This is a genomic window from Blastochloris sulfoviridis (assembly GCF_008630065.1).
Taxonomy (GTDB): Bacteria; Pseudomonadota; Alphaproteobacteria; order Rhizobiales; family Xanthobacteraceae; genus Blastochloris; species Blastochloris sulfoviridis.
This window is the reverse complement of sequence record NZ_VWPL01000050.1, coordinates 1-17,115: the sequence shown is the minus strand read 5'-3', so window position 1 is coordinate 17,115 and position 17,115 is coordinate 1. Positions and strand designations below refer to the sequence as shown.

Annotated in this window: 12 protein-coding genes and 1 pseudogene; 9 read left to right on the top strand and 4 right to left on the bottom strand. The window is 67.8% G+C overall.

The annotated features are described in order from the left end of the window. The 4 genes from F1193_RS17210 to F1193_RS16310 form a co-directional block, all read left to right on the top strand. On the top strand, nt 1-904 hold a 904-nt coding region (locus F1193_RS17210), incomplete at its 5' end, for a calcium-binding protein (RefSeq protein WP_170263735.1). A gap of 255 nt (nt 905-1,159) precedes the next feature. Further along, nucleotides 1,160-2,923, top strand: coding sequence for a type I secretion system permease/ATPase (locus tag F1193_RS16320; RefSeq protein WP_246164499.1), 1,764 nt, complete (start codon nt 1,160-1,162; stop codon nt 2,921-2,923). 115 nt (nt 2,924-3,038) lie between these two features. Then, nucleotides 3,039-4,373, top strand: a complete 1,335-nt coding sequence (locus tag F1193_RS16315; protein WP_150098862.1) for an HlyD family type I secretion periplasmic adaptor subunit — start codon at nt 3,039-3,041, stop codon at nt 4,371-4,373. Between the two features lie 238 nt (nt 4,374-4,611). Continuing rightward, nucleotides 4,612-5,613, top strand: a complete 1,002-nt coding sequence (locus F1193_RS16310; protein ID WP_150098861.1) for a glycoside hydrolase family 191 protein — start codon at nt 4,612-4,614, stop codon at nt 5,611-5,613. A gap of 157 nt (nt 5,614-5,770) precedes the next feature. Here the strand turns inward: F1193_RS16310 and galE are convergent, their stop codons facing one another. The 3 genes from galE to gltX form a co-directional block, all read right to left on the bottom strand. Then, on the bottom strand, nt 5,771-6,760 hold the full coding sequence (gene galE, locus F1193_RS16305; RefSeq protein WP_150098860.1) for a UDP-glucose 4-epimerase GalE: 990 nt from the start codon (nt 6,758-6,760) through the stop codon (nt 5,771-5,773). Nucleotides 6,761-7,090: 330 nt separating this feature from the next. Then, nucleotides 7,091-8,398 carry a citrate synthase gene (gltA, locus tag F1193_RS16300; RefSeq protein WP_150098859.1) on the bottom strand — a complete coding sequence of 436 codons (1,308 nt, stop codon included), beginning with the start codon at nt 8,396-8,398 and terminating at the stop codon, nt 7,091-7,093. Between the two features lie 279 nt (nt 8,399-8,677). Continuing rightward, nucleotides 8,678-10,114 carry a glutamate--tRNA ligase gene (gene gltX, locus F1193_RS16295; RefSeq protein WP_150098858.1) on the bottom strand — a complete coding sequence of 479 codons (1,437 nt, stop codon included), beginning with the start codon at nt 10,112-10,114 and terminating at the stop codon, nt 8,678-8,680. Nucleotides 10,115-10,334: 220 nt separating this feature from the next. Between gltX and F1193_RS16290 the strand changes: the two genes are divergently transcribed. Together F1193_RS16290 and F1193_RS16285 are read left to right on the top strand one after the other, a co-directional pair. Next, a complete protein-coding gene (locus F1193_RS16290) occupies nt 10,335-12,011 on the top strand; it encodes a glutamine--tRNA ligase/YqeY domain fusion protein (protein ID WP_150098857.1) in 1,677 nt (558 codons plus the stop codon). Between the two features lie 272 nt (nt 12,012-12,283). Then, complete coding sequence (locus F1193_RS16285; protein WP_150098856.1) at nt 12,284-14,536, top strand: ComEC/Rec2 family competence protein; 2,253 nt, start codon at nt 12,284-12,286, stop codon at nt 14,534-14,536. Nucleotides 14,537-14,574: 38 nt separating this feature from the next. Here F1193_RS16285 and lexA read toward each other — a convergent pair whose 3' ends face one another. Continuing rightward, the gene (gene lexA, locus F1193_RS16280; protein WP_150098855.1) at nt 14,575-15,270 is read right to left on the bottom strand and encodes a transcriptional repressor LexA; all 696 of its coding nucleotides are present in this window, start codon (nt 15,268-15,270) and stop codon (nt 14,575-14,577) included. Between the two features lie 363 nt (nt 15,271-15,633). Here lexA and tnpA point away from each other — a divergent pair. The 3 genes and pseudogenes from tnpA to F1193_RS16265 all read left to right on the top strand — a co-directional run. Then, nucleotides 15,634-15,870, top strand: a pseudogene (tnpA, locus tag F1193_RS16275) (IS200/IS605 family transposase); the annotation flags it as partial. 100 nt (nt 15,871-15,970) lie between these two features. Next, nucleotides 15,971-16,723, top strand: a complete 753-nt coding sequence (locus F1193_RS16270; protein ID WP_150098854.1) for an IS66 family transposase — start codon at nt 15,971-15,973, stop codon at nt 16,721-16,723. An 84-nt stretch (nt 16,724-16,807) separates the two neighbouring features. Continuing rightward, the coding region (locus F1193_RS16265; protein WP_150098853.1) for an IS110 family transposase at nt 16,808-17,115 on the top strand (308 nt) is incomplete at its 3' end.

Sequence of the window (17,115 nt, the reverse complement as noted above, 5' to 3'; positions counted from 1 at the left end):
CTCGGTGACCTTCAGTCTGGCCGACGCTGTTCACGCCATCGGCGACATCGAGAACCTGACGCTGACCGGCAAGGCGAGCATCAACGGCACCGGCAATGCGCTCGACAACGAGATCACCGGCAACACCGGCAACAACGTGCTGGCCGGTCTTGGCGGCGCCGACCATCTGGATGGCGGCCTGGGCACGGACACCGCAAGCTATGCGGCGTCAAGCGCGGGCGTCAATGTCAGCCTGATGAATGGGACGGCCAGCGGCGGCGATGCCGAGGGCGACACCCTCGTCGGCATCGAATACCTCACCGGCTCGGCGTTCGACGACACGCTGGAAGGCGATGCGGGCAACAACTATCTCGTCGGCGGACTCGGCACCGATACCGTCTCCTACGCCCATGCCACTGCCGGCGTGACGGTGACGCTTGCCTCGACAAAGTCGCAGAACACGATCGGCGCCGGCCGCGACACGCTCTCCGGCTTCGAGAACGTGACCGGCTCGGACTATGCCGACACGCTCATCGGATCGAAGGGCGACAATGTGATCGCGGGCGGCGTCGGCGCCGACAAGCTGACCGGCGGCGCAGGTGCCGACACGTTCGTGTTCAACTTCATGTCGGAAGGCGGCGATACCATTACCGACTTCGTCTCCGGCATCGACCGTTTCCAGATCTCGGCAGACGGGTTTGGCGGCGATCTCGTCGCTGGCGCCACGGCGACCCTGGTGACCGTCGCCGAATTCGCCTCGGCGACGAACGCGGGAACCGGCGGCTACTTCATCTTCGACAACTTCGGAGACGACGCCGGGACCATCTATTGGGACCAGACTGGCGAGGACGGCAGCGACGCGGTGGCGATCGCCAAGATCTCGGCGACCGGCCTGCTGGTGCCGTCGGACTTCCACATCGTGTGACCGCGCCGCAGGCGTCCGGCACCGATGCATGGCAGGGCAGGGTGACGGTGTCACCCGCCCTGTGCCCCTCTCGCCCGGCAGGGCGGCTCACCCCCTGCCGGCAACGGTGACGTCATACGGTTTCCAGCTGATCAAGCCGGAGAACCGTATTCCGATCGCCGAAAACCCCGTTCTCGAACAAGGGGTTTCGGCGAGACCGTTCCCGGTATCCCGAAGGGATCAACCGGGAACCGTATCACTCCGACCGAAGAGGCGATGATGCAGTCCTTTCTCGGTGCACCGCTCACCTCCGCCGCCAAGGCGGACGCCCATCCGGCCGTCGCCGCCGCGCTGTCAAGCTGCCGCCGCGCCTTCTGGAGCGTCGCGCTGTTCTCGGCGGTCGTGAACCTGTTGATGCTGACCGGCCCGCTCTACATGCTGCAGGTCTACGACCGGGTTCTGGTCAGCCGCAGCGTGCCGACCCTGGTCGCCCTCACGGTGCTGCTGGTCGGGGCCTATGCCTTCCAGGGCATGCTCGACATCATCCGCTCCCGGGTGGTGCTGCGCATCGGGGCGCTGTTCGAGCGGCAGATCGGCGGCGAGGTTCATGGTGCGGTGGTTCGGTTGGCGGTTGGTGCCGGCCGCTCCGGCGAGGCGCTGCAGCCGGTGCGCGACCTCGACCAGATCCGCTCGTTCATGAGCAGTGCCGGGCCGATCGCCATCGTCGATCTGCCCTGGATGCCGATCTTCCTCGGCGTGTGCTTTCTCATCCATCCGGCCCTCGGCCTGCTGTCGGTCGCCGCTGCCGCCATGCTGGTCGGTGCCACCGTGCTGACCGCCCGCAAGACCCGTGAATTCGGGTCCACGGTGGCGCGCGACACCGGCACCCGCCAGGCGCTCGTCGAAGCGACGCGCCGCAATGCCGAAAGCGCGCTCGCCATGGGCATGAGCGAGGATCTCAAGAGCCGCTGGATCAGCGCCAGCCAGACCTATCTCACCGCCATGGGGCTGGCGACCGACGCCGTGTCGTCCTATGGCAGCGTCACCAAGGTTCTGCGGCTGCTGGCGCAGTCGGCGATTCTCGGCCTTGGCGCGTATCTGGTGATCCAAAACGAGTTGAGCGCGGGCGCGATGATCGCGGCATCGATCATGATGGGACGCGCGCTGGCGCCGGTCGAATCGGCGATCGCCAACTGGCGCAGCTTCCAGCAGGCGCGCGACAGCATCCGGCGGCTCAGCCAGGCGCTGACCCGCACCGCCGTCCCGCGTCCCGCCACCGAGTTGCCGCCGCCGGCGCATGAGCTGGCCGTCGAGCAGGTGACGGTCGTCGCGCCCGGCACCGCCCGGCCGATCGTCAGCAATATCGCCTTCTCGCTGTCGGCCGGCGACGCGCTCGGCGTGATCGGGCCGAGCGGAACGGGCAAGACGTCGCTGGTGCGCACGCTGGTCGGCGTGTGGCCCGCGGCGCGCGGCGTCATCCGGCTGGACCGCGCGGCGCTCGACCAATGGGACATGACGCGCCTGGGCCGGCACGTCGGCTATCTGTCCCAGACGGTCGATCTGTTCGATGGCACGGTGGCCGAGAACATCGCCCGCATGGGTCTCGCGCCCGACAGCGCGGCGGTCCTGCGGGCCGCCAAGGCCGCCGGCGCCCACGACATGATCCTGCATCTGCCGGACGGCTACGACACCCGCATCGGCGATGGCGGCGCCGTGCTGTCGGGCGGGCAGCGCCAGCGCGTGGCGCTCGCCCGGGCGCTGTTCGGCGATCCGTTCCTGGTGGTGCTGGACGAGCCGAACTCGAACCTCGACACCGAGGGCGAGGAGGCGCTGCAGGCGGCGATCGGCGATCTGCGGGCGCGCGGCATGATCGTCATCATGGTTGCCCAGCGGCCGTCGATGCTCAGCCACTGCAACAAGCTGCTCTATCTCGCCGCCGGCACGCAGCAGGCGTTCGGCCGCACCGAGGACGTGCTCAAGCGTGTCGTGCCGAAGGCGGCCGAGCCGGCCGGCACGCCGCCGCTGCGGGTGGTCGGCTAGGGCCTTCTCCGCGAAAGTGGAATGCGATCTCGCGACTGAGAATGCGACAACTCAATAGCTCGGCGTTCATCTGGTACGACGGGACCGGCGGGACGCTTCAGGACTCTGGCGGATGATGACGGGGTCGAAGGTGGACAAGATGTCGGATACGGACACCAAGGATCTGCGCGCGGCAATCCGGCGGCTGAACATTGTCGGCCTCATCGGCATCGCGCTGATGGTGGGCGGCATCGGAAGCTGGGCGGCCACCAGCGAGCTCTCGGGCGCGGTCGTCGGCCCTGGCACGATCGTGGTGGAGTCGAACGTCAAGAAGGTGCAGCACCCGAGCGGCGGCGTGGTTGACGAGATCCTCGTCAAGGACGGCAGCCAGGTCGAGGCCGGCCAGCTTCTGATGCGGCTCGACGAGACCGTGACGCGGGCGACGCTTGGCGTCGTGCGCTCGCAGCTCGACGAGTTCACCGCGCGCCAGGCCCGCCTCAATGCGGAGAACGAGGACCTTCAGGAGATCGCTTTTCCCGCAAGCCTGCTTGCGCGCAGCGGCGAGCCGGCGGTGGCGCTGGCGCTCGAGAGCGAACGGCGGCTGATGGAATCCCGCCGCGAATCCCGCGAGGGCCAGCGCGCCCAGCTGCGCGAGCGGATCGGACAGACCAGGGAGGAGATCGCCGGCCTGACCGGCCAGCGCGAGGCCAAGGACAGGGAACTGGCGCTGATCCGCGAGGAGCTCACGGGTGTCGGCGAACTCTACAAGAAGAACCTCGTGAGCATTCAGCGGATCATGCAGCTTCGGCGTGAGGAGACCCGCGTCAGCGGCGAGCGCAACCAGCTCGTCACCGACGGCGCCCGCGCCAAGGCCAAGATCAGCGAGATCGAGCTGCAGATCCTGCAGCTCGACCAGGATTTCCGCACCCAGGTGCTGCGCGAACTGCGCGAGGTCCAGGGCAAGATCGCCGAACTGACCGAGCGCGTCGCCGCCGCCGAGGACATGCTGAAGCGGGTCGACATCCGGGCGCCGCAGCGCGGCGTGGTCTATCAGATGTCGACCCACACGGTGGGTGGCGTCGTCAGCCCCGGCGAGACGATGATGCTGATCGTGCCGCGCTCCGACGAGCTGGTCGTCGAAGCGAAGATCGCGCCGTCCGATATCGACCAGGTGTCCATCGCCTCCGCCACGCTGGTGCGCGTCCTGGCCGGCAACCAGCGCACGACGCCCCAGCTTCAGGGCGAGGTGACCTGGGTCGCAGCCGACCTGACGAAGGACCAGCAGACCGGCCAGAGCCACTATCTCGTCCGCGTCACGCTTCCCGCGTCCGAGGTGGCCAAGCTCGAAACGCTGAAGCTGGTGCCGGGCATGCCCGCCGAGGTGTTCGTGCAGACCGGCGAGCGCACGGCGCTGGAGTATCTGATGAAGCCGCTGCGCGAGCAGATCGCCCGCACGTTCATCGAGCGGTGAGGGGAACGCCGGCCCCGAAGGCCGGCGTTCACCGTCGGTCGAAGCGGCATCCTTGCGGGGGCGGCGCGGTGGCAGGCTCAAGATCGAGCGCCCCCGTCATGCCTACGAGCCGGCAGGGTGCTTCAGGTTCTTGACGTGTCGCCCGTGTTCGGCAAAACCAGCATCCACTTCTGCGGGAAACGCGCGTGCACGCGTCATCCACCCGGGCAGTGCCGAGGCGGAACGCGATGAGTTGCAGATGAAACCATTGATTGTGCCGCCCCGGCGCCATGGCCCGGAAAGGGCTGCGGACGCGGGATATCTGGACTGGGACCGCCGCGCCCTGCTGACGGGTGGGCTCTTGGCGTTGCTCGGGCTGCCGCGTGCGGCGGTGGCCAGCCAGCGGACGACGCGGGCCGAGCCCAAGGAGCTGCTGACGACGGTCCGTGCCTGGGGGTGCCAGTATCGGAACGTCGATGTGGCGGCGATCGCGAAATCCGATCTCGATCTGATCGTTCTTGATCCGAGGCCGCAGGACGCCGAGCACGCGTTCATCGGCCGCAGCGCGTGCGACCTGCTGCGCGTCAAGCCCAACGGCCAGCGGCGGCTGGCGCTCGCCCGTCTCTGTGTCGGCGAGACGAACGTCACTCGCTGGTATTGGCCGCAGGCTTGGCGCGATGCGCCGCCAGCGTGGGCGGAGCGCGTCAATCCGGCCCGGCCGGGTGTTCGCCATGTCGAGTTCTGGCAGCCGGAGTGGCAGTCGCTGGTCTTCTCCGGCAACGCCTCCATCCTCGACCTCATTCTTGAGGCGGGCTACGACGGCGTGGTGCTCGACCATGTCGACGCCTTCATGGACTGGACCGAGCGCCCGAGCGCACAGGACGACATGGTCACCCTGGTTGCCCGCCTGGCGGCCAAGGCGCGGCAGGCCCGGCCCGATTTCCTGCTGATGACCCAGAACGCCGAAGGCCTGATGACCCGGCCGGATTATCTGGCGCTGATCGACGCCCACAACAAGGAAAGCCTGCTCACCGGGCTGGAGGGCTATGGCCGCTTCAACATGCCCGAGGACGTGGTCTGGAGCATGTCCTATCTGCGACAGGCATCGAATGCCGGCGTGACGATGTTCGCCACCGAGTACCTGTCCGAGCCGGCCGTCATCGATACGGTGCGCCGGCAGCTTCGCGCCTGGAACTTCGTTCCGTTCTTCGCCAGCCCGGCGCTCGATCGACTTCCGTCGTCCGAAGAGAAGGGGGGATGATGCGGTTCCCGGCCTGCAGGGCCGGAGAACCGTATGCCGTTCGCCGAAAATCCCATTTTCGAACAAGGATTTCTTTTCGGCGAGATCGTTTCCGCGATCCCGAAGGGATCATCCGGAAACCGAGTGAACGGACCCGCGCACCGCTCCGGCGCGCCGATCAGGCCGCGCGCCGTGCCGCCTGGATGCGCTCCCAGGCCAGCGCCTGGCCGACGATGGTGGTGAGGTCGTCGAATTTCGGCCGCCAGCCGATCTCGCCGCGGATGCGATCGGCACCGGCGACGATCGCCGCCGGATCGCCCGGCCGCCGCGGCCCGAGCGTCACCGGAAAATCGACGCCCGACACCCGCTTCACCATCTCGATCACCTCCAGCACCGAATAGCCGCGGCCATAGCCGCAGTTCAGCGTCAGATTGCCGCCGCCCTTGCGCAAATGGCGCAGCGCGTCGAGATGGGCGGCGACAAGGTCGCTGACCTGGATGTAGTCGCGCACGCCGGTGCCGTCCGCGGTTGGGAAATCGGTGCCGAACACCGAAACCCCCGGCCGGAGCCCCAGCACCGCCTCGCAGCACACCTTGATGAGGTGGGTGGCATTCGGCGTCGACTGTCCCGAACGGCCGTCCGGATCGGCGCCGGCCACGTTGAAATAACGCAGCACCACATAAGCGAGGCCGTGGGCCTTGGCCGCGTCGGCGAGCATCAGCTCGCTCATCAGCTTGGAGGTGCCGTAGGGCGACTCCGGGTGCGGCCGGGCGTCCTCGCGGACCGGATTGTGCTCGGGCGTGCCATAGACCGCCGCGGTCGATGAGAAGATGACGTGCTTCACCCCGGCGGCCACGGCGGCGGCGAACAGCGCCCGCGTCTTCACCGTGTTGGCGAGGTAATAGCCGAGCGGATCGGCGACCGACTCCGGCACCACGATCTTGGCGGCGAAATGGGCGATGGACTCGATGCCGCGCGCCTTCACGATGCGCTCGACCAGATCCTGGTCCGACACGTCGCCGACGATCAGCTCGGCCGCGGGATGGACGGCCCAGCGGAAGCCGTTGGACAGATTGTCCAGCACCACGACCTTCTCGCCGGCATCGACAAGCGCCAGCACCATGTGGCTGCCGATATAGCCCGCGCCGCCCGTCACCAGAACCGTCATGCCGTCCTCCCTCCGCACCGGGACGCATCTACAGCACCGATGTTAGCGAAGTCCCAACGTTAAATGACAAATTCACGAACGACGGATCGGCCTGCGCCGGCGTGATATCAACGGCAGCGAAAGCTGACCGTTGGCTCCGCTCGCGGATTTTCGCGAAATCTCTGATTTCCGAAAAGAAAATCCGCGAGTGTCGACGGCCCCGCGCGTCAGCGTTTGGGGCCGTCGGCATGATTGACCGCGCGAACAAGATCCGTCACGCCCGTACGTGAAATGAAAACGGGGCGCCCGGCGCCCCGTTCGAAACCGATCGAAAGAATTGCCTGCGGGCGTTCAGCGCCGCCGGGCGATCTGCACATAATCGCGCCGCGGCGCGCCGGTGTAGAATTGGCGGGGCCGGCCGATCTTCTGCTGCGGATCCTCGATCATTTCCTTCCACTGGGCGATCCAGCCCACCGTGCGCGCCAGCGCGAACAGCACGGTGAACATCGAGGTCGGGAAGCCCATCGCCTTCAAGGTGATGCCCGAATAGAAGTCGATATTCGGATAGAGCTTCTTCTCGACGAAATAATCGTCGTGCAACGCAATCCGTTCCAGCTCCAGGGCGACGTCGAGCAGCGGATCGTGCTTGATTCCGAGCTCGCCCAGCACCTCGTGGCAGGTGCGCTGCATGATCTTCGCGCGCGGGTCGTAGTTCTTGTAGACCCGGTGGCCGAAGCCCATCAGCCGGAACGGATCGTTCTTGTCCTTGGCGCGCTTGACGTATTCGGGGATGCGGCTGACCGAGCCGATCTCGCTGAGCATCTTCAGCGCCGCCTCGTTGGCGCCGCCGTGCGCCGGTCCCCACAGGCAGGCGATGCCGGCGGCGATGCAGGCGAACGGATTGGCGCCCGACGAACCGGCGAGCCGCACCGTCGATGTCGAGGCGTTCTGCTCGTGATCGGCGTGCAGGATGAAGATGCGATCCATGGCCTTGGCCAGGATCGGGTTGACCTTGTAGTCCTCCGCCGGAACCGCGAAGCACATCCTGAGGAAATTGGAGGAATAGTCGAGGTCGTTCTTGGGATACACGAAAGGCTGGCCGATCGTATATTTGTAGGCCATTGCCGCGATCGTCGGCATCTTGGCGATCATGCGGATCGAGGCGACCATCCGCTGGTGCGGGTCGGAGATGTCGATCGAGTCGTGATAGAACGCCGACAGCGCGCCGACGCAGCCGACCATCACCGCCATCGGGTGGGCGTCGCGGCGGAAGCCCTGGTAGAACCGGGCCATCTGCTCGTGCACCATGGTGTGGCGCGTCACGCGATAGTCGAAATCCGTCTTCTGTGCCGCGGTCGGCAGCTCACCGTAGAGCAGCAGGTAGCAGGTTTCCAGGAAGTCGCCGTGCTCGGCAAGCTGCTCGATCGGGTAGCCGCGATAGAGCAGCACGCCCTCGTCGCCGTCGATATAGGTGATCTTGGATTCGCAGGCTGCCGTCGAGGTGAAGCCGGGATCGTAGGTGAACATCCCGGTCTGGCCGTAGAGCTTGCTGATGTCGACGACCGAAGGCCCGATGCTCCCGGGCATGACCGGGAACTTCCAGCTCTTTTCGCCGACCGCAAGCGTGCCGGTGTTGGTCTCAGAGGTCTTGGCGTCCATGGAACAGCCTTTCGCGAGTCAATTCATGCGGCGGCTGATGGTTTCCGCCGGAAGGAGGAACATCTCAAACTCTCGCGCACCGGCCTCGACCTGCTGGCGCAACGATGTCGCTCGAATGTCGCGCGGCTTCCTCCTCGCGCCGAGACCGACTTTCGGACGAATCGATCCTTGAGCGAGAGGCTTCACGCATATCGACGATATGCTCCCACTTGGCAGCGCTAAAGCATTTGTCCAGCCGCCGCAACCGAGCTGCCGCACGGGGAGCTTGCGGGCCCGCCGTCAGGCCACCGCCGCGACGCGGCCCTGGTCGCGCATGCGGCCTACGCTCTCGGTCCGGCCGAGCACCACCAGCACGTCGAAAATGCCGGGCGACGTCGTCTTGCCGGTCAAGGCGGCGCGCAGCGGCTGCGCCACCTGGCCGAGCTTGAGGCCGGCGTCCTCGGCGTGCGCCCGCACCGTCTGCTCCAGCGCCTCCACCGACCACGGCTCCACCGCCTCGAACGCATCGGCGAGCTTTGCCAGCAGCGTCTGCGCCTCCGGCGTCAGCAGCGCTCTGGCCTTGTCGTCGATCGGGATCGGCCGCTCGGCCAGCACGAAGGCCGCGCCGGTGATGAGGTCGATCAGCGTCTTGGCGCGGTCCTTCAGCCCCGGCATGGCGGCAAGCAGTTTCGCGCGCAACGGCGCGTCGAGCTTCGCCGCCACGTCCGGCCCGTCGGGCAGATAAGGCAGGGCGCCTTCCAGCGCGGCCAGCAGCTCGGCATCGGCCGTGTTGCGCATGTAGTGGCCGTTCAGGCTCTCCAGCTTGGCGAAGTCGAAGCGCGCCGCCGAGCGGCCGATGCGCGACACGTCGAAGGCCGCGATCATCTCCTCGGTCGAGAAGATCTCCTGGTCGCCATGGCTCCAGCCGAGGCGGACAAGGTAGTTGCGCAGCGCGGCGGGCAGATAGCCCATGGCGCGATAGGCATCGACGCCGAGCGCGCCGTGGCGCTTCGAGAGCTTCGCGCCATCCGGCCCGTGGATCAGCGGAATGTGGGCGAACGCCGGCACCGACCAGCCCATGGCGTCGTAGATGTGCGTCTGGCGGGCGGCGTTGGTGAGGTGGTCGTCGCCGCGGATGACATGGGTCACCCTCATGTCGTGGTCGTCCACCACCACCGCCAGCATGTAGGTGGGGGTGCCGTCCGAGCGTAGCAGCACGAGGTCATCGAGATCCCTGTTCTGCCAGGTCACCCGGCCCTGCACGAGATCCTCGATCGCCGTCTCGCCGTCGAGCGGCGCCTTCAGCCGGATCACCGGCTTGATGCCGGCCGGCGCCTCGGCCGGGTCGCGGTCGCGCCATCGCCCGTCATAGAGCTTGGCGCGGCCCTCGCGCCGGGCGCTCTCGCGCATTTCGGCCAGCTCCTCGGGGCTGGCATAGCAGCGATAGGCGCGACCGGCGGCGAGCAGCTCCTCGGCCACCTCGCGGTGGCGCTCGGCGCGCGCGAACTGGTAGATCGTCTCGCCGTCCCACTCGATGCCGAGCCAGGAAAGGCCGTCGAGGATGGCGTCGATCGCCGCCTGGGTGGAGCGCTCGCGGTCGGTATCCTCGATCCGCAGCAGCATCGTGCCGCCCTTGGCGCGGGCATAGAGCCAGTTGAACAGCGCGGTGCGGGCCCCGCCAATGTGCAAAAAGCCGGTAGGCGAGGGGGCAAAGCGGGTGACGACGGGTTCGCTCATGTCGGCCGGATCGGGAGGGAGGGCAAAATCGACGGGGTGGTGATCGGCGCCCGTTTAGCACGAGGCCGGGGCCGGGTGTCACGGCTTTTCACGGAACGGCCATCTGCCGGAATGGCCGCCTTGGCGCGGCCTCGCGAATTTGGCACACCACGCGCATTGCGATTTGAATGTGACGCCCACGTGGACGCCTGCGTGGCGCTCGGCAACGGAGTTCGCCAGCATGACAGCCTTTGAGACCACCGCGGTGGAGGCCGGACGCGACTTCATCCGCGACATCGTCCAGGCCGATCTCGACGCCGGGCGTCACAAGACGGTGGTCACGCGCTTCCCGCCGGAGCCGAATGGCTATCTCCATATCGGTCACGCCAAGTCGATCTGCCTGAATTTCGGCATCGCGGGCGAGTTCGGTGGCCGCTGCCACCTGCGCTTCGACGACACCAACCCGACAAAGGAGGAGCAGGAATACATCGATGCCATCAAGCGCGACGTAAAATGGCTGGGCTTCGACTGGAGAGAGCACCTCTTCCACGCCTCAGACTACTTCGAGCAGCTTTATGAGTGGGCGGAGTACCTGATCAAGGCCGGCAAGGCCTATGTCGACGACCAGTCGCCCGACCAGATGCGCGAGACCCGTGGCACGCTGACCGAGCCGGGCACGGAGAGTCCGTTCCGGGGCCGCCCGGTGGAGGAGAACCTCGACCTGTTCCGCCGCATGCGCTCAGGCGAGTTCCCCAACGGCGCCCGCGTGCTGCGCGCGAAGATCGACATGGCGGCCGGCAACATCAATCTGCGCGATCCCGTCCTCTACCGCATCCTGCACGCCGTCCACCCGCGCACCGGCACGGCGTGGTGCATCTATCCCAGCTACGACTTCGCCCACGGCCAGTCGGACGCCATCGAGGGCATCACCCACTCGATCTGCACGCTGGAGTTCGAGGATCACCGGCCGCTGTATGACTGGTTCATTGACAACCTGCCGGTGCCCTCGAAGCCGCACCAGTACGAGTTCGCCCGCCTCAACCTCACCTACACCGTGCTGTCGAAGCGCGTGCTGACCACGCTGGTGCGCGAGGGCCACGTCAAGGGCTGGGACGACCCGCGCATGCCGACGCTGGCCGGGCTCGCCCGCCGCGGCGTGCCGGCGGAGGCGTTGCGCGAGTTCGTCCGCCGCATCGGCGTGGCGAAAGCCAACTCCACGGTCGACGTCGCCATGTTCGATTTCGCGGTGCGCGAGGTGCTCAATACCAAGGCCCTGCGCCGCATGGCGGTGCTGAAGCCGCTGAAGGTGGTGATCGAGAACTATCCGGACGGCGCGTCCGAGGCGTTCGAGGCGGTCAACCATCCCGACAATGCCGGCGCCGGCACCCGCACCCTGCATTTCGGCCGCGAGCTTTACGTCGAGCGCGACGACTTCATGGAGGTGCCGTCCAAGGGCTTCTATCGCCTGTCGCCTGGCAAGGAGGTGCGGCTGCGCTACGCCTATCTCGTCACCTGCCGCGAGGCGATCAAGGATGCGAGCGGCGAAGTCGTCGAGCTGCGCTGCACCTATGATCCGGCCACCAAGGGCGGCAACGCGCCGGACGGCCGCAAGGTCAAGGCGACGCTGCACTGGGTGAACGCGGCGGACGCGGTCCCGGCCGAGGTGCGGCTCTACAATCCGCTGTTCAAGACCCCTGAGCCCAACGCCGGCAACTTCGCCGCCGACCTCAATCCGGACTCGCTGGAGATCATCGCCGACGCCAGGCTGGAGCCCTCGCTGGCCGAGGGCGGCGCCGAGCCGGTGCAGTTCGAGCGGCTGGGCTATTTCGTCCGCGACCAGGATTCGACGCCGGCGCGGCCGGTGTTCAACCGCACCATCGGCCTGCGCGACACGTGGGCGAAGGTGAGCGGGGCGTAGCCCCGTTTGGGCCAAAAGTCAGCGGCGCCTGACTGGGAATCCTCCCGTCGTCCCGGACGGCGCGCAGCGCCGAGCCGGGACCGTCAGCAGAAAAGGCATCTCTTCTTTCTGCGCACGGCCGCGGGGGCCTTTGGCGCGTGGCCGGGACAACGAACCGGCAAATGCTCCCGCGGCGACACGCGCAGGCTGTCCCGCCGCCGTGGAGTGTGTAGCATGGCGCGGGCGGCCTGAACGGGGACCGAGCGTTCCGCCGCCCGGACCTTCGGGGCGCCATGGCGGGCGGGCAGCGAACAGGGGTGCGGGTGGCGGTGATCGGCCGCGCCCGCGCGCTCGCCGCGGGCCATGGGCCCTTCGCTGGGGCCGCGAGCCTGCTGGCGCCGCTCGCCGCCTGGGCCCGGCGCGAGCGCGAGGCGGCGCGTGGCCCGCTGTGGCTGCCGGTCGCCTTCGCCATCGGCATCCTGGTCTACTTCGCCGCCGAGACCGAGCCCTCGCTCATTGCCGCCGTGCTGACGGCCCTCGCGCTCGCCGCGCTGGCCATCGCCGCCCGCGCCCATCCGCTCGGCTTTCCGCTCGCGGTGGCGGCCGCGGCCTTCGCCGCCGGCTTTGCCGCCGCCAGCCTGCGTACCGCGCTGATCGCCCATCCGGTGCTGACCCGGCCGGTGGTGGCGACCGTCTCGGGCTTTGTCGCCGACCGCGATCAGCGCGAGAAATCGGACCGCGTCATCCTTCACGTCACCGGCATCGCGCCGGCGCAGGCGGCGATGCCGGCGCGCCTGCGCATCGTGCTGCGGCCGGGCGCGGCGCCGCCGGTCGGCAGCCATATGTCGGTGCGCGCCCGGCTGAACCCGCCCGCCGGTCCGGCCAGGCCCGGCGCCTGGGATTTCGAGCGCGACCTGTGGTTCGCCGGTATCGGCGGCACCGGGCTCGCCTTCGGTGCGGTGCAGATCGTGCCGGCGACCTCGCCGCCGCCCTGGCGCATCGCCGTCTGGCAACTCGCCCAGCGCATCCGCGAGGGTATCGGCCAACGCATCCGGGCCGTGGTGCCCGGCGACGCCGGCGCCATCGCCGTAGCGCTGGTGACCGGCGAGCGCGACGCCATCGCCGAGGACACCAATGAGAGCCTGCGGGTGTCCGGCCTCTACCACATCATCTCGATCTCCGGCCTGCACATGGCGGTGGTGGTCGGCACCGTGCTGGTGCTGGTGCGCGGCGTGCTGGCGCTGGTCCCCGGCTTGGCGCTGCGCCGGCCGATCAAGAAGTGGGCGGCGCTGGCGGCTGTGGCTGCCGCGGCTATGTACTGGCTGCTGTCGGGTGCGGAGGTCGCCACCACGCGCTCCTTCCTGATGGCCGGGCTGGTGCTGGCCGGCGTGCTGGCCGACCGTGCCGCAATCAGCCTGCGCACCTTGGCCGCCGCCGCGCTGGTGGTGATGGCGGTGATGCCGGAAAGCGTGCTCAATCCCGGCTTCCAGATGTCGTTCGCGGCGACGCTGGCGCTGGTGGCCTTCTACGAGCGCTGGGTGCCGAACCGCCGCTTTGCCGAAGGAAGCCGCGTACAACGGCTCGGCCGGGCGCTGTGGATCGGCGCGGCCGGCCTCGCGCTGGCCTCGCTCGCCGCGGGGCTGGCGACCGCCCCCTTCACCGCCTTCCATTTCCACCGCCTGTCGCCCTATGGCCTCTTGGCCAATCTGGCGTCGACGCCGGTGATCTCCGGTCTGGTGATGCCGGCGGCGCTCGGCGGTGTGCTGCTGATGCCGTTCGGCTTCGACCGGCCGTTCTGGCTGCTGATGGGCTGGGGCATCGAGCGCACGCTCGACATCTCCGCCTTCGTCGCCACATTGCCGGGGGCGGATTCGCGGCTCGCCGCCTTCGGCGAAGGGTCGCTGCTGCTCGCCGCGGCGGCCTTGCTGGTCGGGCTGCTGCTGGTCAGCCCGCTGCGCCTTGCCGCGCTGCCGGCGGCCGCAGCGGCGATGGTGCTGGCCGTGGGGTCGCCCGACCGCCCGGACGTCCTAGTCGACGCCACCGGCCGGCTGGTGGCGGTGCGCGGCGCGGACGGTCGGCTGTCGATCCTCGGCGCATCGGCCGACCGCTTCGCCGCCCGCACGTGGCTCGCCGCCGATGGCGACCGCCGGCCGCCGACCGACGCGAAGCTCGCCGCCGGCTTCGCCTGCGACAAGGAGGGTTGCGTCGCCAGACTCGCGGACGGCACCGCCGTCGCCGTGCCGAAAACCCTCGCGGCGCTGGAGGAGGACTGCGCAAGAGCCGCGCTGGTGGTGACGCGCCGCGCCACGCCGATGCCATGCGCCGCGACGCGGATCGATCCCGCCCAGCTTGCCGCAAACGGCGCCCTCGCCATCACCCGCAGGCCTGACGGCGTCCGTGCGGGCGAAGGCTGGCGGATCGAGTCCGCCCGCGACGCCACCCGCAGCCGGCCGTGGATGGTGCATGCTGCGCCCGCGCCTTCAGCGAAACGATCGCGTCCCGACATTGCGCCCAAGCCTCCGACGGACAAAAAAGCGGCGGACTGACCGGAGGTGCAGCCGGTCAACCGAGAAGATTTGCCGGCTCAGTAGCGCCGGAACAGGCCGACCAGCCGGCCCTGGATGCGCACCCTGTCCGGCCCGAAGATCCGCGTCTCATAAGCGGGGTTGGCGGCCTCCAGCGCGATCGATGCGCCCTTGCGGCGCAACCGCTTCAGCGTCGCCTCCTCCTCGTCGATCAGCGCGACGACGATGTCGCCGTTGTCGGCAGTGTCCGACTTCCGGATCACCACCAGATCGCCTTCGAGGATGCCGGCCTCGATCATCGAATCGCCGCGCACTTCGAGCGCGTAGTGCTCGCCGGCCGGCAGCATGTCCGGCGGCATGTTGATGACGTGGCTGCGGTTCTGGATGGCCGAGATGGGCGTGCCGGCGGCGATGCGCCCCATCACCGGGATCGGCACCGCGCGGCCGCTCGAATCCTCCGAGGCCGGGCGCACCTTGCCGAGCCCGCCCTCGATCACCCCGGGGGCGAAGCCGCGCCGCGGCATCGCGGCCTGTCCGACCGCCTCCGGCAGGCGAACGACCTCCAGCGCCCGAGCCCGGTTGGGCAGGCGGCGGATGAAGCCGCGCTCCTCCAGCGCGGTGATGAGCCGGTGGATGCCCGATTTCGACTTGAGGTCGAGCGCATCCTTCATCTCGTCGAAGGACGGCGGCACCCCGCTTTCCGTGAGCCGCTCGTGAATGAATTTGAGCAGTTCGTATTGCTTGCGGGTCAGCATGGCGCGTCCTTGGGTCGGGCTTCGCGAGCTAGAAACAAATCATGAACGGACACTATACGTTCATTGTGTGTTCCGCAAGGCGTTAATTCTGTCTGAAGAAGGCGTCCTGGTGATGGTTCCATTGATGGTTCCATCGCTATTTGGCGCCGGCCAACATCGCTATTTGTCGCTGAGTAGGCCTTAACGCATTGAATTTAAATGGTTTGATGGGTTCCGCAATCGCCAATCATCGATTGCGGCAGAAATTCGACGACAAATAGCGTCATCGCGGAGCGATGCCGTTGATTCTCCATCACAGGGTTCAAACCACCGGCTTTCAGCCGGTGAGCTTTAGCATCAAGCTGCGGCTGGGAGGGGTCGCGGATGGACTATCGATACGGGAGCCACGCGGTTTTTCAGATCGAGTATCATTTTGTTTGGGTTACGAAATATCGCTACAAGGTTCTGACTGGGGAGGTTGCGGTACGGGTTCGTGAGCTGGTGAGGCAGACCTGTGAAGCGTTCGAGATCAGGATCGTGAAGGGTGTCGTCAGCGGAGATCACGTGCATGTTCTGGTCAGTGCTCCGCCGGAGATGGCGCCGAGCGAGATTATGAGACGGTAACTGCTCACGTCCCCCTTTTTGGGACTTGTCTGAGGGGTCGCGGCCCTGTTGAGCATTTTCGGTTGCGCGAGGGTGGCGAATATGAGTCAACCTTCGGGTGACATCTCCCCCTGATTTGCCCACCGCCGACAAGGACGCCCTGATCGCCGCGCTGATGGCGCGGAATGAGGCGCTCATGGCGGAGGTGACGCGGCTCTCTGCACTGGCCGCGGAGGTGACGCGGCTTGCGGCGCGGGTGGCGGAATTGGAGGCCAAGCTCGGCCTGCCGCCGAAAACGCCGGGCAATTCGAGCGCGCCGCCGTCGAAGGGGCAGAAGCCATCCGGTTCGTCCAAACCGAAGGCGAAGTCCAAGCCGCATGACGGCGCCCATTGGCCGCTGCATCCCAACCCGACCACCAAGCGCGATGTGCTGGCGACGGCCTGCTCGTGCTGCGGCACGGACGTCTGCGGCGTGGCGCAGGTGGTTTGCGAGGCCTACGACCGCGTCGAAATCCCCAAGGTCGAGCCCGACGTCACCCGGGTGTCGCTGTTTGGCGGGGTGTGTCCGTGCTGCGCCAAGCGCTTCAAGGCCACCCCGCCGGCGGGCCTGGAGCCGGGCTCGCCGTTCGGCCCCAACCTTCGGGCGTTCGTCATCTATCTGCGCTCGGTCCAGGGCATTCCCCTGGCGCGGCTGCGCGACGTGATGCGCGACCTGTTCGGGCTCGACATCAGCGAGGGCGCGCTGGTCAACATCCTCGCCGCCAGCGCCACGCCGTTCAAGTCGGCGGTTGCGGCGATCAAGGCCCGGCTGCTCGCCGGCACCACCATCGCCTCCGACGAAACCGGCCTGCGGGTGGGCAAGGCGAACTGATGGGGTGGAACGGCCCCGCTACCGCAGCATCTGAGTGCTAAACGTGGTCGTTGTCGAAACGCCACAAGGTTGGGGAGCCGTTCCATGAAGCAGATTACCACCATCGGGCTCGATTTGGCCAAGCATGTCTTCCAGGTTCATGGTGCTGATGCGGACGGTGCGCCGGTTCTCCGGCGCAAGCTGCGGCGCGCCGAGGTCCATGCTTTCTTTGCAAAGTTGCCGTCGTGCCTAGTCGGCATGGAGGCGTGCGGCAGCTCGCACTATTGGTCCCGCGAGATCGCCGCGCTGGGTCACGAGGTCCGCCTGATCCCGCCGATTTATGTCAAGCCGTATATCAAACGAGGCAAGACCGATGCGGCCGATGCCGAAGCGATCTGCGAAGCGGTGACCCG